General features: G+C 62.7%; 20 protein-coding genes. 11 read left to right on the plus strand and 9 right to left on the minus strand.

Annotated features, from left to right (window positions below):
* Positions 1–19: 19 nt before the first annotated feature.
* The 3 genes from H585_RS0105120 to H585_RS0105130 are packed head-to-tail and all read right to left on the minus strand — an operon-like array spanning position 20 to position 3,196.
* Positions 20–1,048: a tetratricopeptide repeat protein gene (locus H585_RS0105120; RefSeq protein ID WP_027367029.1), complete on the minus strand. Its 1,029-nt coding sequence runs from the start codon at positions 1,046–1,048 to the stop codon at positions 20–22.
* Positions 1,049–1,091: 43 nt separating this feature from the next.
* Positions 1,092–2,204: a glycosyltransferase gene (locus H585_RS0105125; RefSeq protein WP_027367030.1), complete on the minus strand. Its 1,113-nt coding sequence runs from the start codon at positions 2,202–2,204 to the stop codon at positions 1,092–1,094.
* The gene (locus H585_RS0105130; protein ID WP_027367031.1) at positions 2,201–3,196 is read right to left on the minus strand and encodes a glycosyltransferase family 2 protein; all 996 of its coding nucleotides are present in this window, start codon (positions 3,194–3,196) and stop codon (positions 2,201–2,203) included. The genes H585_RS0105125 and H585_RS0105130 overlap by 4 nt, the downstream gene beginning before the upstream one ends.
* A gap of 412 nt (positions 3,197–3,608) precedes the next feature.
* Here H585_RS0105130 and H585_RS0105135 point away from each other — a divergent pair, with 412 nt between their 5' ends.
* From H585_RS0105135 to H585_RS0105165, 7 genes are read left to right on the plus strand one after another with little or no spacing between them, the layout of a single operon-like run.
* Entirely contained in the window at positions 3,609–4,859 is a 1,251-nt protein-coding gene (locus H585_RS0105135; protein ID WP_034627187.1) for an ABC transporter substrate-binding protein, read from the plus strand.
* Entirely contained in the window at positions 4,856–6,835 is a 1,980-nt protein-coding gene (locus H585_RS0105140) for an ATP-binding protein (RefSeq protein WP_034627189.1), read from the plus strand. The genes H585_RS0105135 and H585_RS0105140 overlap by 4 nt, the downstream gene beginning before the upstream one ends.
* 10 nt (positions 6,836–6,845) lie before the next feature.
* Positions 6,846–7,565: a response regulator gene (locus H585_RS0105145; protein WP_014259365.1), complete on the plus strand. Its 720-nt coding sequence runs from the start codon at positions 6,846–6,848 to the stop codon at positions 7,563–7,565.
* Positions 7,566–7,589: 24 nt separating this feature from the next.
* The gene (locus H585_RS0105150) at positions 7,590–8,171 is read left to right on the plus strand and encodes a peroxiredoxin family protein (protein ID WP_027367034.1); all 582 of its coding nucleotides are present in this window, start codon (positions 7,590–7,592) and stop codon (positions 8,169–8,171) included.
* Positions 8,172–8,225: 54 nt separating this feature from the next.
* Positions 8,226–9,989, plus strand: a complete 1,764-nt coding sequence (locus tag H585_RS0105155; protein WP_027367035.1) for a rhodanese-like domain-containing protein — start codon at positions 8,226–8,228, stop codon at positions 9,987–9,989.
* The gene (locus H585_RS0105160) at positions 9,986–10,462 is read left to right on the plus strand and encodes a MauE/DoxX family redox-associated membrane protein (RefSeq protein WP_027367036.1); all 477 of its coding nucleotides are present in this window, start codon (positions 9,986–9,988) and stop codon (positions 10,460–10,462) included. Before H585_RS0105155 ends, H585_RS0105160 begins: the two co-directional genes overlap by 4 nt.
* Positions 10,459–10,776 carry a hypothetical protein gene (locus H585_RS0105165; RefSeq protein WP_027367037.1) on the plus strand — a complete coding sequence of 106 codons (318 nt, stop codon included), beginning with the start codon at positions 10,459–10,461 and terminating at the stop codon, positions 10,774–10,776. The genes H585_RS0105160 and H585_RS0105165 overlap by 4 nt, the downstream gene beginning before the upstream one ends.
* 20 nt (positions 10,777–10,796) lie before the next feature.
* Here H585_RS0105165 and H585_RS0105170 read toward each other — a convergent pair whose 3' ends face one another.
* Positions 10,797–11,303 (minus strand): peroxiredoxin, encoded by a 507-nt coding sequence (locus H585_RS0105170; protein ID WP_027367038.1) that lies wholly within the window; start codon positions 11,301–11,303, stop codon positions 10,797–10,799.
* Between the two features lie 168 nt (positions 11,304–11,471).
* Here H585_RS0105170 and H585_RS0105175 point away from each other — a divergent pair, with 168 nt between their 5' ends.
* Complete coding sequence (locus H585_RS0105175) at positions 11,472–11,675, plus strand: hypothetical protein (protein WP_014259359.1); 204 nt, start codon at positions 11,472–11,474, stop codon at positions 11,673–11,675.
* Positions 11,676–11,735: 60 nt separating this feature from the next.
* Here the strand turns inward: H585_RS0105175 and H585_RS0105180 are convergent, their stop codons facing one another.
* Together H585_RS0105180 and H585_RS0105185 are read right to left on the minus strand one after the other, a co-directional pair.
* A complete protein-coding gene (locus H585_RS0105180) occupies positions 11,736–13,010 on the minus strand; it encodes an L-cysteine desulfidase family protein (protein ID WP_027367039.1) in 1,275 nt (424 codons plus the stop codon).
* A 280-nt stretch (positions 13,011–13,290) separates the two neighbouring features.
* Positions 13,291–17,493 (minus strand): acyl-CoA dehydratase activase, encoded by a 4,203-nt coding sequence (locus H585_RS0105185; protein ID WP_027367040.1) that lies wholly within the window; start codon positions 17,491–17,493, stop codon positions 13,291–13,293.
* Between the two features lie 550 nt (positions 17,494–18,043).
* On the opposite strand from H585_RS0105185, the gene H585_RS0105190 reads away from it, so the two are divergent.
* The 3 genes from H585_RS0105190 (at position 18,044) to H585_RS0105200 (ending at position 23,288) form a co-directional block, all read left to right on the plus strand.
* On the plus strand, positions 18,044–18,670 hold the full coding sequence (locus H585_RS0105190) for a TetR/AcrR family transcriptional regulator (protein ID WP_014259356.1): 627 nt from the start codon (positions 18,044–18,046) through the stop codon (positions 18,668–18,670).
* Positions 18,671–18,888: 218 nt separating this feature from the next.
* Positions 18,889–20,136 carry an efflux RND transporter periplasmic adaptor subunit gene (locus H585_RS0105195; RefSeq protein ID WP_027367041.1) on the plus strand — a complete coding sequence of 416 codons (1,248 nt, stop codon included), beginning with the start codon at positions 18,889–18,891 and terminating at the stop codon, positions 20,134–20,136.
* A gap of 2 nt (positions 20,137–20,138) precedes the next feature.
* Positions 20,139–23,288, plus strand: a complete 3,150-nt coding sequence (locus H585_RS0105200) for a multidrug efflux RND transporter permease subunit (RefSeq protein WP_027367042.1) — start codon at positions 20,139–20,141, stop codon at positions 23,286–23,288.
* A 143-nt stretch (positions 23,289–23,431) separates the two neighbouring features.
* Here H585_RS0105200 and H585_RS22995 read toward each other — a convergent pair whose 3' ends face one another.
* From H585_RS22995 to H585_RS0105215, 3 genes are all read right to left on the minus strand, one after another.
* On the minus strand, positions 23,432–23,680 hold the full coding sequence (locus H585_RS22995; RefSeq protein WP_138708163.1) for a hypothetical protein: 249 nt from the start codon (positions 23,678–23,680) through the stop codon (positions 23,432–23,434).
* Positions 23,681–23,752: 72 nt separating this feature from the next.
* Positions 23,753–24,118, minus strand: a complete 366-nt coding sequence (locus H585_RS0105210; protein WP_027367043.1) for a hypothetical protein — start codon at positions 24,116–24,118, stop codon at positions 23,753–23,755.
* 405 nt (positions 24,119–24,523) lie between these two features.
* Positions 24,524–24,865: a DHCW motif cupin fold protein gene (locus H585_RS0105215; protein ID WP_027367044.1), complete on the minus strand. Its 342-nt coding sequence runs from the start codon at positions 24,863–24,865 to the stop codon at positions 24,524–24,526.
* Positions 24,866–25,166 lie beyond the last annotated feature (301 nt).

A 25,166-nucleotide genomic window follows, 5' to 3' on the forward strand; every position in this document is an offset into this window, starting at 1 on the left:
TGCCGCCTCGAGGCCGGCGTTACCAGCACAAGCCAAGTTTCTTGGTTGCTTCATGCCTGTGGCAAAGTCCCAGTTGGCAGGCCGCCTCGAAGTCCTCGCAGGCTCGTGTTCGGGCCGAGAGGCGCATGAACAGAACCCCTCGGTTGTGCAGGGCCTGGGCATAGTCCGGCTTGAGGGCCAGGGCGCGAGTGTAGTCCTGAATGGCTTTGTCGTAACGATTCTGGTTCTCGTGGGCGATACCCCGGTTGAGATACAGGTTCGGATTCTTTGGAGTCAGGGCGATGGCCGCGTCGAAATCCAGCACCGCCGCCTCGTAGGCGCCCGTGCGGTTGCGCAGGATGCCAAGGTTGTTGAATGCCGGAGCCAATTCGGGGTCCAGCTCGACTGCCCGGCTCAGGTCTTCCTGGGCTGCGACCAGCAGCTCGTCCCGCAGACGCAGGGTTCCGCGGTTGTAGAAAGCCTGGGCCAGACGGCCGTCCGAGACACGGATGGCCGCGTCAAAAGCCTGCAAGGCTTCCTCGGGTCGGTCCAGGGCCGCCAGGGCCAGGCCCATGTCGTTGTGCGCCACGGCCAGGCCCGGGTCCAGATTCAACGCCTTGCGCTGGTCGTCCAGAGCCTCCTGGGGCCGCTCCAGGGCAAGATAGGCCGTTGCCCGGTCATAATAGGCCACGGCCCATTCGGGACGCAGGCTTACAGCGCGGTTGAAGTCGAACAGCGCCTGTTCGGGGTTGCCCAGGGCGTGCAGGGCCTTGCCGCGCGCCAGGTAAGCTTCGGCCAGGCGGGGGTCCATTTCCAGGGCGCGGTTCAGGTAATTCGTGGCCAGCTCGTATTGGCCCTGGGCCAGGCTCTCCTCGCCCTTGGCCAGGGCTTCGGCCGCCGGCAGCTTAGCGGCGGAGGCGGGAGCCTCCAGCGGCTTGGCCTTGGCCGTGCAGCCGGACAGAACCATCGCGGCCGCCAGGGACGCCAGGGCCAGCAGGAGGCAGGCCAGCCGCGCCATGGCTATCCAAGGCCCAAGGGGCCGGATTCCGGCCTTGCTCACATTCGTCATCGTTCTCCGCTCCCTCTCCCAAAGCCATCCAACAAGTATGCGCCTAACGGCCAGCGACATCCGTCATGCGCTCCAGAAAGCGCGTTATATCAAAAAGTTGCGCCCTTGTCCGGCAGGGCTCGCGCATGGCTCGCGCCCGGCCGGGCGTCATGTCGCGCACGGCTTGAATCAGGTCCTGGACGCCGAAGGCAGGCGGCAGGAGCGTGCCCGTCTCGCCGTGCAGGACTGTTTCCAGCAGTCCCCCCTCGGCCACGCCAATGACCGGCTTGCCCGCGGCCATGGATTCCACCGGCGTCAGGCCGAAGTCCTCGTCCACCGGCACATAGACCGTGGCCACGCAACGACCGAGAAGTTCGCGCAGGCGAGTTTCTCCTACTGGTCCTATTATACTGATAGTATTCAACCCTCGCGCCCGCAACTGAATTTTTGCCAGCTCCGGGCCGGTCGAGGCTACAACCAGGCGTTTGTCCGGCATGCGGGCGAAGGCCTCCACCACCATTTCCACGCGTTTGAGCGCGTCCAGCCTGGCCAGAGACAGATAGTATCCATCCTGGCCAAGCCAAGCATAGCGTCCAGTGTGACATGGAGGATAGACAATTTCGGCGTTAAGCACCTGGGGAGCCGAATCGACCAGGTGCCCCAGGAATGACCGAATGCGTCGCTGTACATTTCCGGAATTGGCCAAAACGGTGTTCATGGCCGTTACCGCAGCTTCGTAGCGGGACTTGAGCCAACCGGTCAAGGCCAAAAACAACGGGCGCTGCCAGGGTGCGACCAGAGACAGGAAGTGCTCGCGTTGATCATACAGGAAACGCGGTGGTGTATGGCAATAGAGAATATTGTGCAGTGCTGGATTGCGTACAGCCAGGGGTGCATAAGAGCCGCTATAAATGGCTGTTTCGTAATTGCTGACGAAGCTGGATCGCCTCAAGAAAGCCAAGGCCAGGCGCAACTGGCGCAAACCTGGGGTGTCACAACGCACGCCGAGGTCGATGCGGCTCGCCTCGGGCACTGCCTCCGGTCCCTTGAAAAAAGGATGGCCGGGTGACAGGAACCCATAGGCCAAGTCCGCACCAAGCCCGGCCGCCAAGTCGCAGCTAAGGCGGCCGCCGCCGTCGGGAGTCTCGAAATAGTCGTGCAGAACCAAGGACTTCACGACAGACTCCGGCGGCCCCGCCTGCCCCACCTGCCGATGAAGAAATCGACGTAGGCCTGGACCAGTGGGCCGAGCAGACGCCACTCGCCCCGCGAGGCCAGGGCCGCGGCCTTGCCTGCCAGGCGGATGGCCGCGGCCAGGGGCAAAAGGCCGGTGTGGTGGGCGCGCGTGTAGACGAGCGTGCTAAAGTTTTCGTGGTAGCAGGCCAGGGCCTGGCCCTCCCTGCGCACGCTGGAGCCGCCAGCATGGCGCACCACGCTGCCTCTGCACCAGCGCAGGGAAAAACCCGCGCGTTTGGCTCGACGGCACAGGTCCAGCTCCTCGTAGTACAGAAAGTACTCCTCGCACAGCAGGCCCACTCGCTCCAGCAGCGTGCGGGGCAGGAACATGCTCGCGCCGTACACATAGTCCAGTGCGGGCTCGCCTTCCGAGTCAAGGGCCTGATCCAGGCTCTTTTCACCAAGGTGCGGGGTCAAGACCGTGGTCAGGGGGTTGTAAAAACAGCCTCCGGCCGCCTGCACGCGCTGCGGGTCATGCGCGTGCACAACGCTGGAGCCCAGCATGGCGCTGTCGTCGGCGCACTCCAGCAGGGTTGCCAAGGCTTCCGCTTCGGGCAACGCGTCGTTGTTGAGCAGCCACAGGAAGTCAGCGCCCATGGCCAGGCCCAGGCGCAGGCCGGGATTGCAGCCCGCGGCGAAGCCCAGGTTGCCTTCGTTGCGCACCAGCGCCAGGCCGCGAAAGCCCGACGGCGGCGGCTCGGGATGCGGGCCATGGCGGTGCAGTATGTCCAGGCCGCGATCCGTGGCCCAGGCCGCGAAGGTCTCGACCGAGCCGTCAGTCGACCCGTTGTCGCAGACCGTGACGGCGCCGATGTCCCATGGCTTTGGGCGCATGACTGCCAAGGCGTTCAGGCAGGCCAGGGTATCCTCCCGTCCATTGTAGTTCAGGACCACGACGCACACGCGCGGGCCGTCGAATGCATTCAAGCTCATACCGAGTCCACACTCCTGCCCAAGAATACTCTTCCCTGAGAGTTTTGGCAAAGCATACGCGGCTTTCAGCTCATTCCTCACATACGTTGTGCGAGCTGGTGGTTGTGGATGCCGTCTGGTGTCTGATCCAGGGAGCATTCGCCATGATAGTATCCCATGCTCCTGCTTTGATTACTGATCGATGCAGGCACCCTTGACGGATGCTTCCAGCTCACATCGATGCATTCTCCATACGCTGGGCGGACGCTTGGCGGATGATGCAATGAGCCGAGGATGGATTATCGCGCATGGCTCAAGGGATTCCATCCGCAACGGATAAAGATTCCGCGCCTGGCGTTCTTGACGGCCTTACGCTATGGAGATAGCAATTGGTAAAAGATATCATATCTGGCCAAGTCACTTGGGACAGGACATGCAAATATTCAAGAAGCTGTTGCTGCTCGGCCTGCTCACAGTCGCAGGCTTTCTGGTCGGCTGCGGTCAAGAGGCCGTACTCGACGAGCAGGGCGGCCGGCCTCTGGGTGTGAGCGACGACGAGATCCGCATCGGCGCGTCCCTGCCCCTGTCGGGTCATGCGCAATATCTGGGCATCCAGACACTGCGTGGCGCGATGGCCTATCTGGATCACGTCAACGAGCAGGGCGGCGTGCACGGCCGCAAGATCAGCCTCGTGGCCTACGACGACGCATACGACCCACCCCGCTGCCTGGCCAATACCCAGAAGCTCATCATCGAGGACCAAGTTTTCGCCCTGTCCTGCTACGTAGGCACGCCGACCACGGTCAAGATCATTCCTTTGGTTGATCAGGCGGCCATCCCGCTGGTGGGAATGTTCACCGGCGCCAACGACCTGCGCGTGCCCTTCAACCGTTATCTCATCAACGTCCGGCCCTCATATTACAAGGAAACGGAAGAGGCCGTGCGGCACATGGTCGAGGACCTGGGCCTGTCCAAGATCGCGGTCTTCTATCAATACGACGCTTACGGCTTCGACGGCCTGACCGGCACCGAACTGGCTCTCAAGAAGTACGGCCTGGCGCCCATCGCCAAGGGCAACTACATCCGCGGCACGGACCAAGTGGACGAAGGCCTGGATAAAATCGCTTCCTCGGGAGCCGAGGTCGTGTTCATGATCGGCACCTACGAGGTCTGCGCCACATTCGTGCACAAGGCCCGGGCCCAGGGCTTCGATCCGCTGTTCTATCATGTGTCCTTCGTCGGAGCCGAGGAGTTGGCGCGGAGGCTGGAGGGTGAGGAAGACGCCCTGGTGCTGATGTCCCAGGTCGTTCCGCCGCCCATGCAGGATCTGCACGGCGAAGGCCATGATGTGGCCGATTACGCCAATCTGCTCAGCCACTATTATCCGCAGGATAAGCCCAACTACGTGGGCCTGGAAGCTTTCCTCAACGCAAGAGTGCTCGTGGAGGGCCTGCGCCGCGCCGGCCCTGATCTGACCCGCGAGAAATTCATCGACGCCATCGAGTCCATGCAGGACTACGCCCTGGTGCATGGCATCTCCGTGATCTTCGGCCCCGATGACCACCAGGGGCTGGACCAGGTCTACTTCACGAAGCTCACGAACGGCTCATTCGCGCCCATCAAGGACTGGTCAGATCTGCGCAGGGCTCTCATCAAGAAGCGCGGGCCCGCGGAATCATCATGAAGAGATTGCGCGCGCTAGGCCTCAAAAGCAAAATCTTCTTCTCCATCCTGGCGGTCATTCTGTTCATCAGCGTGGCAATAGCCTTCCTCGCGCGCTGGATTCTCGTCTCCAGCCTGACCAGCGAGCTGCAGCACCGCGGCTTGGCCATCGCCCAATCCATCGCTGACCGGGCCAGCGGCTACATTCTGGACAAGAACACTCCGCAGATGGTCAGCCTGGTCTTCGACACGGCTCATCTCGGCGAACGGCGACAGCTCATCGCCTATATCTTCATCACCGACACGGACTCCGAGATTCTGGCCCACACGTTCACCCGGCCTTTCCCCCCGGATCTCAAGCGGGCCAACATCCTGGACCAGGAAGTACCCCAGGCCTTCGAAAGCGTGGAGGTCTTCGGTCAGCAGGCCCTGGACATCGCCGTGCCGGTCAAAGAGGGCATCTATCAGATCGGCACCGTGCACGTGGGCCTGAACAAGGAGCACATCGACAATCTAGTGGGCAAGCTGCGCATCACCTTTTTGGGATTCATACTGCTCATCATTATCATCGTCTTCGCGGTCAGCTTGCGTCTGACGAGCAGCATCACCCGGCCCATTCAGAAGCTCATAAGCATTTCCGACGAGCTTTCGCGCGGCAATTTCGACATAAAGCTCGACTTCGCCGATTCCGGCTGGAACGTCCTGGACTGCCCGGCCTACCGCAACACGGACCTGCCCTGCTGGCACTTCGACCAGACCGCCCAGGCCCCTGACGACGGCGAGCGGTTGCACACCTGCGCAAAATGCAATTTCTACCGTAAGCGCCCCGGCGACGAAGTCTCCCAATTGGCCGATTCCTTCCGCAACATGGTCTGGTCCATCAAGCTCTACCGCCGCCGACTGCGCGAGTCCGAGGAGAAGTATCGCTCACTGTTCGTCTCGGGACCGGACCCGGTTTTCGTGGTGGATCATGAGGACGTGTCCATCCTGGACGCCAACCCCCGCGCCGAGGAACTGTACGGCTACAGCAGGGGCGAGCTTCAGGGCATGAACTTCATGGACCTGGACCCGGACTTCAACAGTCAATGCCGGCCGTATTTCGATACTCTTGGCGAGGAGAAATCCTGCGTCTACCTGACCAAGATCATGCATTTCAAGAGGGGCAGGCAGCCCTTTTACGTGAATCTGCACGCCTGCCCCATCAGCTACAAGGGCCGCCACGCCGTGATCATCGCCGTGACGGACATCACCGAGATGATCGAGAAGGACGCCCAGCTCATTCAGGCCAGCAAGATGAAGACCCTGGGCGAAATGAGCGCCGGCATCGCCCACGAGTTGAACCAGCCCCTCAACGCCATCAAGATGGGCAGCGACTTCCTGAGCATGATGAGCGAGCAGGGCCGTGAAATACCCACTGAAAACATGCATCAGGTCACGGTCGAGATAAGCGCGCAGGTGGACCGAGCCACGGAAATCATCAATACCTTGCGCGCCTTCGGCCGCAAGGCCCATTTCGTCAAGGAACTGCTCGACGTGAACCGCTCCATCCGCGGGGTCATGAACATCGTGGGCCAGCAGTTCAAGCTTTCCAACGTGGACGTGGAACTGGACCTGGCCGAGAATCTGCCGACCATCCTGGCCCACGACAACCGGCTGCAGCAGGTGCTTTTCAACCTGGTTTCCAACGCGCGCGACGCCATCCTCGACCGCGGCGACCGCGTGCCCGGAGACGGCAAGATCGTCATCCGCACCTCGGCCGACAACGGATCCGTCACCGTGTCCGTGTCCGATACAGGCGTAGGCATCGCCGAAGATGACCTGCACAAGGTCTTCGAGCCGTTCTTCACCACCAAGGAGCTTGGCCAGGGCATGGGCCTGGGCCTGTCCATTTCGTATGGCATTGTAAAGGATTACAATGGCGACATCCGTATCCGGAGCAGGAAGGGCGAGGGCAGCACCTTCACCCTGACCTTCCCGGCGGCCAAGCCGCAAGCATAAGGCGGGAGCCATGCACAAGATCCTCATCATCGATGACGAAAAGCCCACTCTAGCCATGTTCCGGCTCTTTTTGGGAGCCTATGGCTTCGAGGTCCTGACTGCTGAGAACGGCGAGGAGGGCTTGGACGTCTTCCAGCGCGAAAAGCCGCCCATCGTGCTCACGGACATCAAGATGCCGGGCATGGACGGTATCGAGGTGCTGGGACGCATCAAGGAGATTGACCCGCACACCGAGGTCATCGTCATCACCGGCCATGGCGACATGGATCTGGCCATCAAGGCCCTGAACCTGGACGCCACGGACTTCATCAACAAGCCCATCCGCAAGCAGGATCTGGACAACGCCCTGAATCGGGCCGGCGAGCGCATTCGCCTGGCCCGCAACAAGGTCGAGGAGGTCGCGGTCACCAGCCAGGACGACAAGGGCATCATCGACATCCAGGGCAACGTCACCTCGCGCTCCGAGCCCTACCTGCAAAAAGCCTTCGAGCAGGCCAGCAGCCACAAGGGCGGGCTGCTGCTGCGCTTCTCGGACAATGCCTCCATAAACGGCGCCGGCATCGCCATTCTTACCCAGCTCCTGCTCGATACCCGCAAGCGCGAAATCCCCTTGGCCATATCCGGGCTGTCGGACAACTTCCGCAAGGTCTTCGATATCGTAGGCATCACCAAGCTGGCCCCGGTCTTCGCCAGCCAGGAAGAGGCGCTGAGTTCGCTCAGTCGGCCTTAACCCAGACAACGTGCGAGGCCAGCCATGACAAACCGCTATATGCGTGCCGCATCCTGCCTGCGCGCTATTTTTGCCTGTCTTGCCTGTGCGGCCTGTTTTGCCAGCCTGGCCTGGAAGGCTTCCGCGGCAGGGCTACCGGCCGAGGGAGACAGGCTGCCCGACTTTAGCATGGATTCGCCTGGCGATCCCGCAAGCGCGGCGGATTTGGGCATAGCCGTCGATGCCCCTTTCGGTTTGGCCCAGCTTCAGTCCGAGATGGTGCTCCTCGAGGTCATCGGAGTTTACTGTCCGCAGTGCCATCGCCAGCTCCCTGGCTTCAACTCGCTCGCAGCGAAGCTCAAGAGAGCCGGCTTGAAGGGGCGGGTCGCGATGCTCGGCCTGGCCGCCGGCGGCACGCCGCAGGAAACCGCCTACCTGCGCGCCAAAGGCGGCTACGCATACCCTGTGGCGCCCGACCCCGATTACCGCGTGCACAAGATCCTGGGCGAGCCCCTGACCCCCTTCACCCTGCTGGTGGACAAGACGGGCACCGTGCGTTTCGCCCATCTGGGTGTCATCGAGGATGTGGACGCGCTCTTCGCCCGCATCCGGGACCTGCTGCGTTAGCGCCATGCAGGCAGCCCTTCCGCGGACAGTTCACTTTTGCGCTCGGGTAGTCTCATGAGCATGGATGTCCACATAGCCCGATCTGACTCCGCTACGGGAGACTGGGTTCTAGACCGCAAGGTCTTTCTGCTGGAGTCCCTGGCCGAGATCACCCGCGAGTTGGCCGGCCAGGCCACCCCCGCCGGCATCATTCGCGCTTTCCTGCCCATGGCCATGGGCCCTCTGGGCCTTACCTGGGGCTTCATCGCGTTGTGTACGCCCGACGGCCAGACTCTGGCCCAGGCCAGCCGAGGCCTGGAAACGCCCGAGCTTTCCAGGCTGGCGGTCGCGGCTCCCAGCCTGTCGGCACGCTTCTTCACCACGCCCGAGGCGGCCGGAGCCGCTCCCCCGGACCCAGGCCAGCCTCCCGTGTTGCTCACGGGTCAGCATCTGGGGCGCAACGGACTCCTACCCGAAAGCGCCGAAGCCTTGGCCGTATGGTCCGTGGACCAGGACCTGCGCGGCCTGGCAATACTGGGCGGAAGACTCACCGATGCGCTGCTGGACGCGGAAGAGGTCGTCTACCTGGAAAAGCTCATCGGCAACATAAGCATGGCCGTCCGCTGCGCGGGCAACGCCGAAGCCGTTGCGCGCATGAGCCGCGTCCTGGCGGAGCGCACGGAGCGCCTGGAGAAAGCCATGGCCGCCATGGCCACGACCCAGGACGAACTGGACCGCCGCAACTTCCATCTGTCCGTGCTTTTCGAGACCACTCGCGAGCTGTCCGGCGAACTGGACCCGGCCAGGGCCATGGATACCTTTCTCAAGACCGTGGCCGGCAGCTTCGGCCTGGAGCGGGCCTTCCTGGCCGTGCTGGATGACGCGGACGATGTTCCCGCCTTGGCTGCCCTGGGGCTTTCGGAGCAGGAACGCGCGCTTCTTGTCACGCCGTCGGCCCGCCAGACCTTGCTTGGCTTGTTCGTGGCTTCCAAGGACCGCATGCCCCATCCGCTCGAGTCGCGGATATTGGCTCAACCGCCGACGGGATTGCCGGGCGAACCCCGGATTGTGCTGCTTTTCGCGGTGGACGAACAATGCCGTGGCGTACTCGCCCTCGGCCCGCGCATCTCGGGCCGGGAAATGGCCCGCGCGGAGCAGGAGCTCCTGCAGGCGCAGCTCGACAGCTTCATGCTGAGCCTGGATGGCGCCCGTCAGCACGAGACAGCGAAGCGCCTGAACCTGAATCTCTCGCAACGCAACAGCGAACTGATCGAAACCATCGCCCAGCTGACCAACGCCAAAAAAGAAATCGACCTGCTCCAGGCCGCCAAGATGCGCATCGCCGCCGCCCTGCGCGGCGAGATGGAGCGCCTGAAGCGCTTTTCCTGGCGCGATCTGATATTGATTCTGCTGGCCAGCCTGTGCCTGGGCCTGCTCTATAACCTGGTCAGCCCCGGCAGGGTGGAGATAGTTCCCAAGGCCCTGTTCAATCCCGGTCCGCCGGCCGTGACCGCCTTTGTGGTCAAGGCGGAGCTGGACGCAGGCCGCGCCGTGCTCATCGATGCCCGGCCGGCCGAGTTCTTCCAGCAGGAGAGCATACCCGGCGCCGTGAACCTGACGCCGGCCCTGTTCGATTTCGTCTACGCCATGCGCTTCGCCGACTTGCCTCTGGATGCGCCCATCATCGTCTATGGCCGTAGTGTGAGCTTGCTCTACGATCGTCAGGTAGCCGAAAAGCTGTCCCTGCGAGGTCACGAGTCGGTGGTGCTTCTGGATGGTGGTCTGGACGCCTGGCGCAAGGCCGGCTTCTCGCTGGAATCCAAGGAAGCCAAGCCATGAGTGGTATTCCGCGCCTACTGAGCCATCCACTGCTCGCGCTGATCTTCCGCCTCTATCTGGGCGGGCTGTTCGTCTACGCGAGCATGTACAAGATCAACTACGCGGCCGAGTTCGCCGAAACTATCGCCAGCTATCAGCTTGTGCCCTGGTGGTCCGTGAATTTCCTGGCCGTGGCCATGCCCTGGTTCGAGCTGGTCTGCGGCCTGCTGTTCCTGGCCGGGGTGCGCGTGCGCACCGTGGGCCTGGCCATGGCGGGATTGCTGGCGATGTTCACCCTGGCCATCTTCGTCAATCTGCTGCGCGATGCGCCCATAAGCTGCGGCTGCTTCCACTCCCTGGAGGACGCCATAAGCTGGCGCACGGTGGTCCGCGACCTGACCTGGATGGTCATGGCCCTGCACGCGACCCGTTTCGATTCCTGGCTTCAGCTCGACAAGATCTTCCTGCAGGGCTTCAAGGAGATCGAGGCATGATTCCGCGACTGCTGACCGCCCTGGCCCTGACGGCCGCACTGGCCCTCGCGCCCGCCTGCCGACGCGGGGAAGCCGTGGGCGCTTATGACGCGCAGCCGCCCTCCGGACCCGTGAGCATGGTCCTGCAGGAAGATGGGCGGGGCGTGTGGAAAACGGACATGGACGAGATTTCCTTCAGCTGGTCTCTGCGCCAAGGAAAGCTGGTCCTACACACGCGCGACGGCGGAGTCATCACCGGCCGCCCGGCAACCGAGGGCTGGCTAGTGAGTGTGCCCGGCGCGGATGAATACCTCTTTCGGCGCACGACGCCCTGAGACGACAGGACGACCTCCTTTCACTTGCACTTGCCCGCCTCCGCCAGCCCAACAACTATCTCCCTGAACTTTTCGAGCACCTCGGCGGCGTGGCCCGAGGCCCTGCGTACGCTGGGCCAGGCCGCGCGCACCACGCCCTGCGGGTCCACGAGGTAGGTCGAGCGCACCACGCCCATGGTCTCCTTGCCGTAGACCTTCTTGGCCCGCCAAGCCCCGTATGCCTCGATGGCCGACAGCCCCTCGTCCGAGAGCAGCGGCACCATGAGCTTGCACTTGTCGATGAAGCGCTCGTGCGAGGCCAAGGAGTCGCGGCTGATGCCCAGCACCACGCAATCCAGGCCATGAAACTCCCGCAGCCGTTCGTTGAACTCCATGGCTTCGGCCGTGCAGCCCGTGGAGGCGTCGCGGGGATAAAAGTAGACCACCACCCACTGGCCTCGCAGGTTCGACAGGCAGACCTTCGTGCCCGCCGGTGAGGGAAGGCAGAAGTCCGGGGCCAGGGAACCGATCGCGGGCGGGTTGGGCATGTCATCGCTCCTTGGATTGCGTGTGCGTCCGTCCGATTGCCTTAACACGATCCGCCCGCAGGCACAGCCGGGAAGTCCACATTCCCGTCGTTAATCCTTCCCCTTCTTTTCGCCAAATCGTATATTCGCCACTGATCACCCCAAGCATTCGCTGCAAGGAGGCGCGGCATGGAAGAAAGAAAAGTTGAAAAAGTGCAGTGCCCGACCTGCGACGGCACAGGCGAGTGGAAAGGCGAGGAATGCCCCGAGTGCGGCGGCGAGAAGGTCGTCAACCGCGTGTATTGTTGGACGTGCGGCAAGGCCAGCAGGACCATTGATCTTGAGAAGTGCGATTTCTGCGACGACACCGGACATGTGGCGGGCATCGACTGAACGCTTCGCTCCTGGCGTCCAGGCTCCGTCATGAATCCGGATGCTTGACCCTAAACGCCGTCAGTTCGTGGAATCCAGGAGCCGGAGAATGACTCCGTCCACGGCCCCAAAGCCAAGGGACGAGAGTTCGCCCACCACCCTGGCGTTATCGGAAAAATCGAGCCCGATGACGCCTTGCCTGTCCGAGATGCCGGCTCCGTGCAGCGCCAGCCTGGCGGCCGTGAAGGCTTCTCCGGCGGCCGTGGAGACCTTCAGGGCGCATGAAGCCTTGGCTCCGTCGCAGATCATGCCCAGGACCGCGGAAAGCACGTTGCCGATGGCGGCCTCGGCTTGACGAGGAGTGCCGCCGTTCAGGCGGGTCAACGCCGCCGCCGCGCCCGAGCCGGCGGCGACCGCGCAGCCGCAGACGGGAGTGAGCTTGCCGGTGCGGGCCTTGATGTAGCCCGTCACCAGATGGCTCAAGGCGAGGGCTTCGGACAATGCGCGGTCGTCGCAGCCGCTGGCCCTGGCGTACAGAGCCGGAGGAATGATGGCCGTGAGGCCGTGGTTTCCGGAACCCGCGCTGCTCATGACGGCCTGGGAACCTCCGGCCATGCGCACATCGGCGGCGGCGGCCGACCAGGCCTTGATGTCCCAGAGCAGGTCGTTCGCTGGCCCGCACTGACGCAATCCATGACCGACTCCGAGACCCCAGGGAGAGGCCAAGCCCTCCTCGGCCACCTTCAGGTTCATGGCCGCGCCATGCAGCAGGAAGGCCTGGAGGCCTTCGTCTATGCTTTCCGCCAGGCTCCAGATCTGGCTGAAGCTCAGGCGCGAAAGGTCCTTGATGTATGAAGGAAGATCGGAGCGACCGCTTTGCGCTTCGCCGGCCCGGCTGACAACGAGCCCTTCGCGGCGGACTTCGTGCAGGAAATCGTGGGCGAAAGCCACGACGGCGGAAGCCGAGCGCCCGTCACGGCCGGTCAGCTCGGCCTCGGCGTAGACGGCGGGCACATCGTGGACGATCTCCAGGCTGACGGCCCCGGCCTCGAGCAAGGCCTTGGCGGCTGCCACATCCTGGGGAGCGACTCGCTCCAGGACGAGCAGGCCTTTGTCCGGCTCTCCTGCGAGGGCGCCCAGGGCGGCCGCCAGCAGGTTCCCGCGCAGGCCCGGAGCGCCGGGGATGCCTACGTGCATGCCGTTCTTGGCGATGTTGGCCGACAGGCGCAGGTGAATCCGCTCGAGGCTTGAGCCGAGCTGGCGCGCGGCGGCGGCCGCGGCGAGCGCCACGCACGCCGGCTCGGTGCAGCCCAGGGCCGGCTTTACTTCGTTGCGGAAGAATGCCTGCAGGTCCATTGCAGCCTCGTGGAAAAGGTTCGATGGGACAGGCCGTGGTGTAGGCCCGGGCCTGAGGAGCGTCAAGCCCGGACCCGCATGCCCGGAAGCCAAAACCGCATGGCGGCTGCTCACCGGATTCCGCCGGATGCGAAACCGCCATCGTTGGAAGCATCGCGCGAAGCTCACTCCGCACGCGACAGCACGTTGCAAATAATGGAGGGTCCAGGGCAATCATTTCCCTGGCGGGAGAGAGTCTGAGAGAGGGCAGCGCCCTCTCTCAGTTCAAACACAAATTGCTTTAGGCCTGCACCTGCCGCCCGCCCCGCTCGCCGCGTTGCCGGGCCCGCGCCTGCTCCATGAACGTCTCTAGTGTAAGGCCCAGGCTGGGTGAGCGGGAGCCGTCGAAGGGCATGGAGATTGTCGGCACGCCGAAGCGTTCGGACACGGGGTGCAGCAGCGCAGTGGTCACGGTGCCGGGCATGCAGCCGAAGGGCATGGCGTTGATGATGCCCGCCGCGCCCTGGCGGCACATGTCCACGGCCTTGCCCACGGACAGAATGGCCTCGCCCTCGAAGGATATGTGCACATACGGCGCGGCCAGGCGCATGACCTCTCCCACGTGCGGCTCGGGCGCGGTCTCCAGGAATCCGTCGAAGATGTGCTCGTAGCGGTGGCTGATGCGCTTCTGCACGAAATCCTTGATGGCCAATTGCAGCAGGTGGCGCACGTCGCGCTTGCGCACGGCGCGGCGCTTGGCCATGGCCGCCACGTAATAGATCCACTCGTCCACGGGCGCGAGCCAGGCCCGGCCGCCCAGATTCTCCACGGCCTGCACGAGCTGCTCGTTGGAGAAGGGGTTGGAGCGCACGAAGATCTCGCCCACGATGCCGATGAGCGGCTTGCTCTCGCCCGTGCGCTCCACGTCCTCGAAGTCCAGGCGCATGTCCGCCAGCACGGACTCCAGCTCCGCGCCCCGCCGCTCCACCGCCATGCACACGCGCGGAAGGTAGTCCGCGTACAGGGCGTCGCACTGGCCGGCCTGGACTTCCAGGGGCCGTGTCTCATGCAGGCATTTCTGCAGCAGGCTGATGGCCACGATGGCCTGCCAGGACTTGCGGGCGAAATCCGAGCCCTCCACGCCAAGCTCTTCGTAGAAGGTCTCGCTCTGCTCGGGCGAGTAGACCTTGGCTTGGCCGAAGCCTGCTCGCTCCAGGACCATGCGCTGGAACACGTTGTACTGGCCGAAGCGACACGGCCCGGTGCCCGAGGGCATGAAGAAGGCTTGCCGGTTGGGGTCGAAACCCGGCGTGAAGCATATCTTTAGCATGTCGCCCGTGGTCACGGCGCAGGGATAGCACTCCTTGCCCGTGACGAACTTGCGGGCCAGGGCCACGGCCTCGTCGTCGGTCTCCTCCATGATCCGCGCATCCACGCCGCAGTAGCGGAAGGCCGCGACCAGGCCCAAGGCGTGATCGCTCATGCGCGGCACGTGCATGACGATATCGCGCGAGCGCGTCGGCCTGGGCACTCCGCGCGACTTGCGCTCGACCGGGCCGGGCTTGGCGTGGCCCATGGCCGTGAGGCTGTCCAGGAAGGCCTCCAGGCGGGTGATGACGCCCGCGTCGGCCGAATGCTCGTCGATCTCAAGGTGCAAGGCCGGATGGCCTCGCAGCTCCTCCTCAAAGTACTTGAGGATGAAGGAGTCCGGACCGCAGGAAAAGTTGCCGATGAACAGCGGGAAAAGATGCGGGTGGTTGCGGATGTAGCGTGCGGCGGTCAGGATGCGCTGGCCCGAGCGCCAGTACATGTGCGGCCAGTCGGCCGCGACCTCGCCGGCCAGCTCCTCGCTGGGCAGAAAGTCCATGGGGATGCACGGCTCGTCCAGGCTGGCCAGCTTGCGCGGAATCTCCAGGTTCATGCCCATGTCGAAGGCATTGTAGGGCCGGCCCATGATCACCAGGGCCCGGCTGTTCAACGTGGACAGGAACTCGCGGCCCTTGGCCTGGATGGCCGCGTGGAAGCGCTCCTGGGCCTCCTTGGCGCGGGCCATGGCCTTGCGCAGCTCGTTGCCGCGCACGCCGAAGGGAGCCAAGGCCTTGCGCAGCCGATCAAAGTGGTGCCGCTCGCCCCAGCTCAGGCTCACGTCCGGCGCGATGACGGTCAGCTCCGGGAAGGCCGCGCGCACCTGGTACGGAAAGGATTGAGTCAGCGGGCAGCCCTGGGAGTTGGTCCAGGCGTCGCCGGGTTTCCCGAGGTTGACGAAGCTGGGCAGGAAAATCCTGTCCAGGCCCCGCTCCTTGAGCCAGCGAATGTGGCCCTGTGCGGCCTTGATGGGAAAGCAGGTATCGGCCAGGACCATCTCCACGCCCAGGCCCACGATGCGCGGCGTGGCCTCCGGCGAGACCACGGGCTCGAAGCCCAGCTCCCACAGCAGGGTCGCATAATAGGGCAGCGAGTCGTGCTGAAAAAACACCAGCGGCAGGCCCAGGCGGCCGCGCGGAGCAGGTTTGCCCTCGGCCTCGAACAGCTCGCGCCGGGCCTCGTGCGCGCCGGTCAGGGCCTGGTGGCGGAAGGCGAACAGGTCCGGGACCGTGGCCTCCTTCTGGCGCCGGATATCCCATTTCTCGCAGCGGCCGCCGTAGAAGAGCTTGTCCTCGCGGCCCTTGATGCTCACCCGGTTGATTTCGCACAGGTTGTCGCAGCCCTTGCAGGGGAAGGACTTGAGGCTGTAGGGCCGGCGGGCCATGTCGAAGCCGCCGAAACGCGATGGGCCCTTGCCCTGGGCGTGCTCGCGGGCGATGAGGGCCATGCCGATGGCCCCGGTCACATCGTGGTCCGGCGGCACGGTTACCTGCCGGCCCAGGTACTTCTCGAAGGCGGCAACCACGGCCTTGTTGAAGGCCGTGCCGCCCTGGAAGAATATGCGCTCGCCGATCCTGCGTCCCGCCACCACGCGGCCGATGTAGTTCTCCACGATGGAGTAGGCCAGCCCGGCCAGCAGGTCGTCGCGGCCAGCGCCGCGAGACAGGCTGGCCTGGAGGGAATTCTCCATGAACACGGTGCAGCGTTCGCCCAGGCGGCAGGGCGAGTCGGAGCCCAGGGCCAGGCGCGCGAACTCGTCCTTGATGGCGATGGACAGCTTCTCGGCCTGCTCTTCCAGGAACGAGCCCGTGCCGGCGGCGCAGGCCTTGTTCATCTCGAAATCGACGATGATGCCGTCCTTGAGCGAGATGTACTTGGAGTCCTGGCCGCCGATCTCGAAGATGGTGTCCACGGACGGGTCGATGTGCGCCGCGGCCTTGGCCTGGGCCGTGATCTCGTTCTTGACCACGTCCGCGCAAAAGAAGTCGGCGATCATGTAGCGGCCCGAGCCCGTGGTGCCCACGCCGGCGATCTCGGGCAGTTTTCCGTACTTTTCAATCAGCTCGGCCTCGATCTCGGCCAGCCCTTGGCGCACGGCCTCTATGGGCCGGGACGCCGTGCGCAGGTAGCGCTTGGCCACCAGGTTGTCCGCCTCGTCCATGAGCGCCAGGTTGGTGGAGATGGACCCCACGTCGATGCCCATGTACAGCCTGGAGACGGAGGCGGGCGCGGGCGTGTCCTGAACCGGAGCGAAGTGCCGGGCCGCGAATTCGTCGCCGTCCAGCAGCAGCGGCGGTTGGCCCGGATCGGCATAACTGTTGTCGGCCAGGGCCAAGCGCAGGACTTCCAGGTCCATGGGCTTGGCCGCGCCCTCGGCTTGGGCCTTGAATCCCGCGCCGATGGCGCCCATGAGCGTCGGGTGCTCGGGGACGACCAGCTCGTCTTCGGCCAGATCGAAAACCTCGCGGAATGCGCGCACCACGCCGCGATTCAGGGCCACGCCGCCCATGAAGGCCACGGGCCGCTCCACGGGCCTGCCGCGCACGATGGCGCCCTTGAAGTTGCGCGCCACCGAGAAGCACAGGCCGGCCACGATGTCCTCGAGCGGCGAGCCGATCTGCTGCAGATGGATCATGTCCGATTTGGCGAACACGCTGCAGCGGCCGGCTATGCGCGGCGGGTTCTCGCTCTGCAGGGCCAGGGCAGCGAACTCCTCGATGGACAGGCGCATGCGTTCGGCCTGCTGATCCAGGAACGAGCCCGTGCCCGCGGCGCAGACCGAGTTAAGGGCGAAATCCTTGAGGCTGCCGTGCCCGTCCAGGAGCATGAGTTTGGAGTCCTCGCCGCCCATCTCGAATACGCTGCGCACGCCGGGCAGCAGGCGGGCCGATGACAAGGCAAAGGCCGCCAGCTCGTTGTAGTGCGGGCAGCCGATCAGCGTCGCCAGCCGCCTGCCGGCCGAGCCGGTACAGGCCGCGAGCAGGCCGGGGTACTCGGCCGATAGCCGGTCCAGGATGTCCAGGGCTCGCTCCAGGGGATGTCCGCCATGGCGCTCGTAGACGCCCGCGACAATTGCGCCCTGCGAATCCAGCAGCGCGACTTTGATGCTTACCGAGCCCGCGTCTATTCCGGCTAGCACGATTCCAGGCCTCCTCCGGACGAGATTGGAAATTGAACCTGTCTTAAGTAGTAGCATGGGCAGGAAGAAATCAAGAGCAAAAGGTGCTCAATGTTGGCGCGGCACGGCGGGCGGAAACAATCACCCGGTAAGACTCCGAAGTCCTCTGATTCCACTGATGGTTTCAAAAGCGGATAAGATCCGTTGTCGGATAGTGCATCTTGCGTACGAATTGCGCGGTCAAGGACATTGTTCATCAAGGACAACCCTGGTGGATGGGACCGGGGAGGGTAATGCCGATCCTGGTTTTTTATGCTTAGTTGAATGCCGCAAGTAAGCTCGCCCAGCCTTGTCGTAATCTTGCAAGCGACTTTCCAGGTCTTAAAAGGTTAGCTCGACAACCATATTTTTTGAAGGCAGCGCCGCTCATCTTTCTCAAGTCACGAGTGACTTCTGCGTCGCTTGTTTTTATTGTCTGCGGCTTATTCTCCCCGACCACTTGACGTAGCAACAATTTTGGATAATATGACCGGCTGGTCAGTTAATTATGGAAGAAAACACTACTCAAGCTATGGCAGGACGCACGGGGCCGGGCAGGCCGCGCGACCCGGATCTGGCTCGCCAGCGCCGGGAGGCGATCCTGCGCCAGGCAATCACGCACTTCGCGCGCGAGGGCTTTCCCAAGGCCGACATGGGCGCCATCGCCGAGGCCGCCGGCTGCGCCAAAGGCACGATATACAATTACTTCAAAAGCAAGCGCGAGCTGTTCCGGGCCGCCGTGGACTACGTCATGCTAGGGCTGCTGGCCGCCACGCATTCCTCCAGCGCCACGGACCCCATCGAGCGCTTCGGTCACGCCATCCAATCCTTCCTGGCCTACTTCGACGCCCACCCCGAGTACATAGAGCTGCTCATACAGGAACGGGCCGAGTTCAAGGACCGGGAAACGCCGACCTATTTGGAATACCGCAAGACCCACTGCGAACAGGCGCGCATCGCGTTCAGGTCGCTCATCGATGCGGGCCGGTTCCGCGAAGTGCCCCTGGACCGGACTTTCGATATCCTCAGCAACCTGCTCTACGGCACGATCTTCAACAACTATTTCGCGGGACGCTCCACTAGCTTGGAGCAGCAGGCCGCGGACATCAAGGACATCCTGTTGCGCGGGCTGCTCTCGCCGAAAGCGGCCGCCAAATGACGGCGTGACCGCATTTTTCAGCGTTTATTATCCCAGACGGCTCCGGATGATCCCTTGGAGTTTTCAAACAATAGATCCTTAGGCATGGCATAGCGCCGCGCTGCTCTGCTTCGCTCGGCAAATCGACCCGACATTGGCGGAACGGAAGACGCATGACGGCTGGCCGACCGCGTTGGCCGAATACAGGAATCGCAAGCAGGAATCCCAGGAGATAGGCAATGGAATTAAGAAACGACACTTTGAACTCCCGGCGGGGCGGGGCCATCAGCCTCATGCGCCGCGCCTTCGTGCTCATCATCCTCGCCGGCGCCGTGGTCGGCGGCATCCTGTACTGGCAAAAGGCGGACCATGCCCCGCAGGTCGTGCAGACCCAGGCCCCGCAAAAGGCCATGCCCGTGCATGTGGTCACGCTCCAGTCCAGGACGGTGCCCCTGCAGCCAGTATTCCTCGGCCAGACCGAGGCCTCGCAGACCGTGGAGATCCGCGCGCGCGTGAACGGCTTCCTGGAGAGCAAACATTTCGAGGAAGGCGGCAAGGTCATGGAGGGGCAAACGCTCTTCCGTATCGATCCCCGGTCATTCCAGGCCGAGATGGATGTAGCCCAGGCCCGGCTGACCAGCGCCGAGGCGCAGCTCATGCGCGCCCGCCAGAAGGTCAAGCGTTACACCGAGCTGCTGCGCAGCGATGCGGCCACCGAGGATGAATTGGAAGAGTGGCAGACCGAGGAACGCGTGGCCGTATCCAACATCGAGCTGGAAAAGGCTCGCATCACCCAGGCCAAACTCGACCTGAGCTATACGACCATCACCTCGCCCATCGACGGCCGCATCGGCATGGCAAAGCGGGACGTGGGCAGCTACGTGGACGGCTCCAGCGACGGACTGCTGGCCGTGGTGGAGAAAACCGATCCCATCTACGTACGCTATAACATAAGCGAGCAGGATCTCCTGCAGACCCGCCGACTGGTCGAAAGCGGCAAGACCACCGAGCCGTCCATGAACAACATGCGCCTGCGCATCACTCTGGCCGACGGCACGCCTTATGCCCAAGAAGGCGAGATTACCTACACGGACCCGCAAATCGACCCGGCCACGGGCTCCTTGGTCGTGCGCGGCACCTTCCCCAATCCCGACGGTCGGCTCCAGCCGGGCCAATTCGTGCACGTACGCGTGACGGGCATCGACCGTCTGAACGCGCTGCTCATCCCCAAGGAAGCCGTGATCCAGAATCCCACCGGCTCCATGGTCTATGTGGTCAATGCTCAGAAGCAGGCCGAGATCCGGCGCGTGGTCCTGGGCCCCTGGCAAAACGAGCAGTGGATCATCGAGTCCGGGCTTGAGCCCGGTGAAACAGTCATCGTCGACCGGCTCATGCAGCTTAGGCCCGGCGCGCTGGTCGAACCCATGCCGGCAGTCACGGCCGAAACTCCCGCCAGTGGGCAGCCCCAGGCCGCCACGGAGATGTAGCCATGTTTTCGCGCTTCTTCATCGACCGCCCCGTTTTCGCCTGCGTGCTGTCCATCCTGATCCTGCTGGCGGGCTCGGTGGCCATCTTCGTGCTGCCCATCGACCGCTACCCGCAGATCACGCCGCCGACCATCCAGATCAGTGCGACGTATCCTGGCGCGGATGCCCAGACAGCGGCCGAGTCCGTGGCCGCGCCCATCGAGCAGCAGTTGAGCGGCGTCAAGCACCTGCTCTACTTCAGCTCCCTGTGCTCCAACAACGGCTCGGTCAAGATCGTGGCCACCTTCGAGATCGGCACGGACCAGGACATGGCCGCCGTGGAGGTTCAGAACCGGCTGTCCATCGCCGAGCCGCGCCTGCCGTCGGAGGTCGTGCGCCAGGGCATCACGGTCACCAAGTCCTCGACCAGCATGCTCGGCGTGGTCTCCCTGGAGTCCGACGGGCGCTATGACGACATATTCCTGAGCAACTACGCCACCATCAACCTGCTGGACTCGCTCAAGCGCGTGCCCGGCGTGGGCGACGTGGCCGTCTTCGGCACCAAGGACTACTCCATGCGGGTCTGGGTCAACCCGGACCAGTTGGCCATGCGCGGCCTGACAGTGTCCGAGGTGGCCGAGGCCATCCGCGAGCAGAACGCCGTGTTCCCGGCCGGCACCATCGGCCAGCGCCCCACGGCCGGCGAGATCGAGCTGACCGTGCCGGTGCTGACCCGCGGACGCCTGCAGGAGATTTCGGAATACGAGAACATCATCCTGCGCGCCAACCCCGACGGCTCCACACTGCGGCTCAAGGACGTGGCCCGCGTGGAGATGGGCGCACAGAGCTACGACCTGTTCGGGCGCGTGCAGGGCAAGCCCACCACGCTCATGCCCGTCTACCTGCAGGTCGGAGCCAACGCCCTGGACACCGTCGTGGGCGTGGAGAAGGCCCTCAAGCAGGCCTCGGCAAGCTTCCCGCCGGGAGTCTCCTACCGGATGCCCTACGACACGACCACCTTCATCCAGGACTCCATGTCCGAGGTCGTGAGCACGCTGTTGGAGGCCGTGGGCCTCGTGCTCGTGGTGGTCTTCCTCTTTCTGCAATCCTGGCGCGCCACGCTCATCCCGCTTTTGGCCGTGCCCGTGGCCATCATCGGCACTTTCGCCGGCATGCTCGCGCTCGGCTTCTCCATCAACACCCTGACCATGTTCGGCCTGGTGTTGGCCATCGGCATCGTGGTGGACGACGCCATCATCGTGGTGGAGAACGTGGAGCGCCTCATGGAGCATGAGGGGCTGTCGCCCCGCGACGCGACCATCAAGGCCATGGAGCAGGTCACGGGACCGGTCATCGCCGTGGTGCTCGTGCTCTCCGCGGTCTTCGTGCCCGTGACCTTCCTGGGCGGCCTCACGGGCCAGCTCTACAAGCAGTTCGCCGTGACCATCGCCGTGTCCGTGGCCATCTCGGGCTTGGTGGCGCTGACCCTCAGCCCGGCCCTGTGCCGCCTGATCCTTCGGCCCACCCACGGCAAGAAATTCGTCCTCTTCCGCTGGTTCAACAGCGCCTTCGACGCCATGACCTCCGGCTACACGGCAGGCGTGCGCCAAGCCATCCGCTTCGTGCCCGTGTCCCTGGCCATCTTCGGCCTGCTCTGCTACGCGGCCTACTCCCTGCAGCAGCGCGTGCCCACGGGCTTCCTGCCCGACGAGGACCAGGGCTTCGTCATGGCCTTCGTGGTGCTGCCCGACGGCGCGTCCCTGGATCGCACGGACGCCCTGACGCGGGCCGCCGAGGAATTCTTCCTCAACCATCCGGCAGTGGAAAACACCGTCGTGCTGGGCGGCCTCGACTTCCTGAGTGGCGGCATCACCAGCACCAGCGCCAGCAGCATGTTCGTCAAACTCAAGCCCTTCGAGCAGCGCCAAGGGCCGGGCATGAGCGCGCAGGCCGTGGCCGGCGCAGCCTACATGAACTTCGCCGGGCGGGGCGACGGCATGGTCCTGGCCTTCAACCCGCCGTCCATCCAGGGCCTGGGCACCCGCGCAGGTTTCCAGATGGAATTGCAGGCCAGGGGCGGCGGCAGCATCGAAGAGCTGGCCAACACCGGCAACCAGTTCATCGGCGCGGCCAACGCGAGCGGCCAGCTGGCCGGCGTGCGCGGCACGCTGCGTGTCACGCAGCCGCAACTGTTCGTGGACCTGAACCGCGACAAGACCAAGATGATGGGCGTGCAGGTGGCCAGCGTGTTCGACGCCATGCAGGCCTATCTGAGTTCGCTGTACGTCAACGACTTCAACAAGTACGGGCGCATCTGGCGCGTGCAGTTGCAGGCGGAGCCGGAATTCCGCGACAATCCTACGGATATCGGGCGCATCTTCGTGCGCAACGACCAGGGCCAGATGGTTCCGCTGTCCGGCGTAACGGACGTGAGCTACCGCGCGGGCGCAAACGCCGTGTCGCGCTTCAACGGCTTCCCATCCATCCAGATATCCGGCGCGCCCGCGCCCGGCGTGAGCAGCGGCGAGAGCTTGGATTTGATCAAGAAGCTCGCGGCCGAGACTCTGCCGCAGGGCTACGGCTTCGAGTGGAGCGGCGCATCCTACCAGGAAGTCAAAGCCGGCAACCAGGCGCCCATGGTGCTGGCCTTCGGCATCGTGGTGGTCTTCCTGGTGCTGGCGGCCCAGTACGAGAAGTGGAGCCTGCCCATCGCCGTGCTCGGAGCACTGCCTATCGCCGTGCTCGGCGCGCTTGTGGCAGTGTGGATGCGCGGCCTGGCCCAGGACATCTACTTCCAGATCGGCCTGCTGACCCTTGTGGGCCTGTCGGCCAAGAACGCCATCCTCATCGTGGAGTTCTGCGTGTCCGCGCACCGCGAGGGCATGGGCGTGGTGGAAGCCGCCCTGGAGGCTGCGCGCCTGCGCTTCAGGCCCATCATCATGACCTCGCTGGCCTTCATCCTGGGCGTCGTGCCGCTGGCCATATCCACTGGCGCGGGTTCGGCCGCGCGCCACTCCATCGGCACGGGCGTCATCGGCGGCATGATCGCCGCCACCTTCCTGGCTATCTTCTTCGTCCCGCTGTTCTTTGTGCTCATCCAGAAGGCCAGCGAGTTCGTTGTCCGGCGCGAGGAAACGATGCTCGAAAACCTGGACAAGCCGAAGAAGAAGTAGAGTTAGGATTCGTCGTTGAAAAAGCAGACATGAGGGCGGTATGCCCTTGTGGATAAAAGGAAAGGCCGGTCAGCGGAATGCTGGCCGGCCTTTCGATAGATATTAATAAAGCACGAGGCAAAAATGAAGAAGTGGATAAGGATTTAAAAAAGCGCCCGACAACTACTAAGCTTCTCATCAAGCTCTTTTACTAGCTTTTCAGATTCCAGAACAAGATTGATAACATCCGTTTTTAATATATAAATTTTTTCCCCTTCTTTGTTTTTACCATTCCTATGAATTATATCATGCCTAGTAAGTATCCGCTTGCTTAGCTCCTGAATAGATGGAAATTCAATTTTAAATGTAGTGGTGTATATGTCTTTTGCCTTTCCAAGGTTATGCCAACTCATATCAAGAACAAACTCTTCAATTCGGGTGTTTATCGATTCAAATGTCGTATATATTTCCGAGAGTTTAAATTTTTAGCCTTGAAAATCTTTAACACTTTGCACAAAATTACGCTTATATTCTTCGTTAAACCTAACCAAGCTGTAAAATGTATCAGAAAGATATGCTTTTAGAGCTGTAATATCATTTGCATATAACAGCTTATAAGCAGTGTACTCATAGCCTGTTGGATAAGTTGTCTCTAAAAGCTTATTGATATCAATTGTTGCATCCTGAAAGGCATCCAGATGCTTAGCCGAGGAGAAAATCGCCTCTGAGAGGTAGTCATCAAAAAAATCTTCTGTAGGCTTCTTTGTCCAAGCGTCCGATATCTCCTCTAAATCTGATACGAGCTCTTTAATTGTCTCCTCTTCAACAACATCTCCAAACTCATTGCTCAATTCTTCAGCTGCGTCGTAGGGACCGCCATATATGTACTGATATCCACCCTCCCTTGACTCATATGGGGTGCGCTATGCCGGATTCTCATAATGGTCTAAGAACCAATTCCGCATTACATCAATCTTCTCTTCAGCATTCAAACCACTCAGCTCTTTCTTGGACACTGAACGACCAAAAAAATATGGATTCAAATTATTGGACATACAAAATAGCCCCTAATTAGAGATATTCCCAAATTAATGCATGGTTTTACTTCACAAATATGCTTTGTAAATGCCAGTAAAACTCTTAGTGCACAGGAAGACCAAGCAGTATGCCACAAGGAAACGCCTTGACCGACCTAGGGTAACAATTCGTTATGAGAGTAAAAGGCATTTCAAAACCTGAGCACAGCCCCCCTCTCCTCAATCGACTATGAACAACTTGGCTCCCGTCGCGGTGTAGGACTGGTGGGCTTCCGCGTTGTCCGCGACCTGATAGCTCACACCGGGAGTCAGCGTGAATGTCCTGCCGTCCTCCAGGGTGGTCTCCAGCTTGCCCTCCAGACACAGCAGGATGTGCCCCTTGCTGCACCAGTGATCGGCCCGGTAGCCTGGCGAGTATTCGACCATGCGCACCCGGATCGGGTTCTTGGGATCGCCGAAGGAGCGGGTGCGCCAGTAGGCGACGCCCGTGTCTCCCTTGTGCTCCGTCCTCTCCACATTGTCCCAGTCTGTCGTGCCGAACGGGATTTCATCCATTCTCATGGCGCTCTCCAGAAGTATCGGTGATTAGGCTTCAGGTTATCCTTAGCGGGTGGGACAAAAAAAGCAACTTTTGAGCGGTCTAATCGTTTGTAATCTTTAGGAGAGCTGAAGAAAATGAACAAGAGGGAGGGGGTTGTCACGGCTCGCGCAGCGCGGCATCTGCTTGCGCGTGCCGCTAACACGATTCACGCCAGCCCCATGAAGAATGGCTCTTTGACGGGCCACATAAGAAAAGGCCGAAAGGAGCAGGTTTGGCGGATCCTGGGCTGGGTGCCCGGAGGAGGGTGCTCCCTTCGGCCGG

The sequence above is a fragment of the Desulfocurvibacter africanus subsp. africanus DSM 2603 genome, from assembly GCF_000422545.1.
GTDB lineage: Bacteria > Desulfobacterota > Desulfovibrionia > Desulfovibrionales > Desulfovibrionaceae > Desulfocurvibacter > Desulfocurvibacter africanus.

Excerpts from the sequence above, each read along its gene's own strand:
- H585_RS0105140 (WP_034627189.1), top strand. The coding sequence starts at position 4,856 with ATGAAGAGATTGCGCGCGCTAGGCCTCAAAAGCAAAATCTTCTTCTCC.
- H585_RS0105160 (WP_027367036.1), top strand. The coding sequence starts at position 9,986 with ATGAGTGGTATTCCGCGCCTACTGAGCCATCCACTGCTCGCGCTGATC.
- H585_RS0105190 (WP_014259356.1), top strand. The coding sequence starts at position 18,044 with ATGGCAGGACGCACGGGGCCGGGCAGGCCGCGCGACCCGGATCTGGCT.
- H585_RS0105165 (WP_027367037.1), top strand. The coding sequence starts at position 10,459 with ATGATTCCGCGACTGCTGACCGCCCTGGCCCTGACGGCCGCACTGGCC.
- H585_RS0105195 (WP_027367041.1), top strand. The coding sequence starts at position 18,889 with ATGGAATTAAGAAACGACACTTTGAACTCCCGGCGGGGCGGGGCCATC.
- H585_RS0105175 (WP_014259359.1), top strand. The coding sequence starts at position 11,472 with ATGGAAGAAAGAAAAGTTGAAAAAGTGCAGTGCCCGACCTGCGACGGC.
- H585_RS0105145 (WP_014259365.1), top strand. The coding sequence starts at position 6,846 with ATGCACAAGATCCTCATCATCGATGACGAAAAGCCCACTCTAGCCATG.
- H585_RS0105120 (WP_027367029.1), bottom strand. The coding sequence starts at position 1,048 with ATGACGAATGTGAGCAAGGCCGGAATCCGGCCCCTTGGGCCTTGGATA.
- H585_RS0105130 (WP_027367031.1), bottom strand. The coding sequence starts at position 3,196 with ATGAGCTTGAATGCATTCGACGGCCCGCGCGTGTGCGTCGTGGTCCTG.
- H585_RS22995 (WP_138708163.1), bottom strand. The coding sequence starts at position 23,680 with ATGAGTTGGCATAACCTTGGAAAGGCAAAAGACATATACACCACTACA.
- H585_RS0105135 (WP_034627187.1), top strand. The coding sequence starts at position 3,609 with ATGCAAATATTCAAGAAGCTGTTGCTGCTCGGCCTGCTCACAGTCGCA.
- H585_RS0105200 (WP_027367042.1), top strand. The coding sequence starts at position 20,139 with ATGTTTTCGCGCTTCTTCATCGACCGCCCCGTTTTCGCCTGCGTGCTG.
- H585_RS0105180 (WP_027367039.1), bottom strand. The coding sequence starts at position 13,010 with ATGGACCTGCAGGCATTCTTCCGCAACGAAGTAAAGCCGGCCCTGGGC.
- H585_RS0105150 (WP_027367034.1), top strand. The coding sequence starts at position 7,590 with ATGACAAACCGCTATATGCGTGCCGCATCCTGCCTGCGCGCTATTTTT.
- H585_RS0105215 (WP_027367044.1), bottom strand. The coding sequence starts at position 24,865 with ATGAGAATGGATGAAATCCCGTTCGGCACGACAGACTGGGACAATGTG.
- H585_RS0105155 (WP_027367035.1), top strand. The coding sequence starts at position 8,226 with ATGAGCATGGATGTCCACATAGCCCGATCTGACTCCGCTACGGGAGAC.
- H585_RS0105170 (WP_027367038.1), bottom strand. The coding sequence starts at position 11,303 with ATGCCCAACCCGCCCGCGATCGGTTCCCTGGCCCCGGACTTCTGCCTT.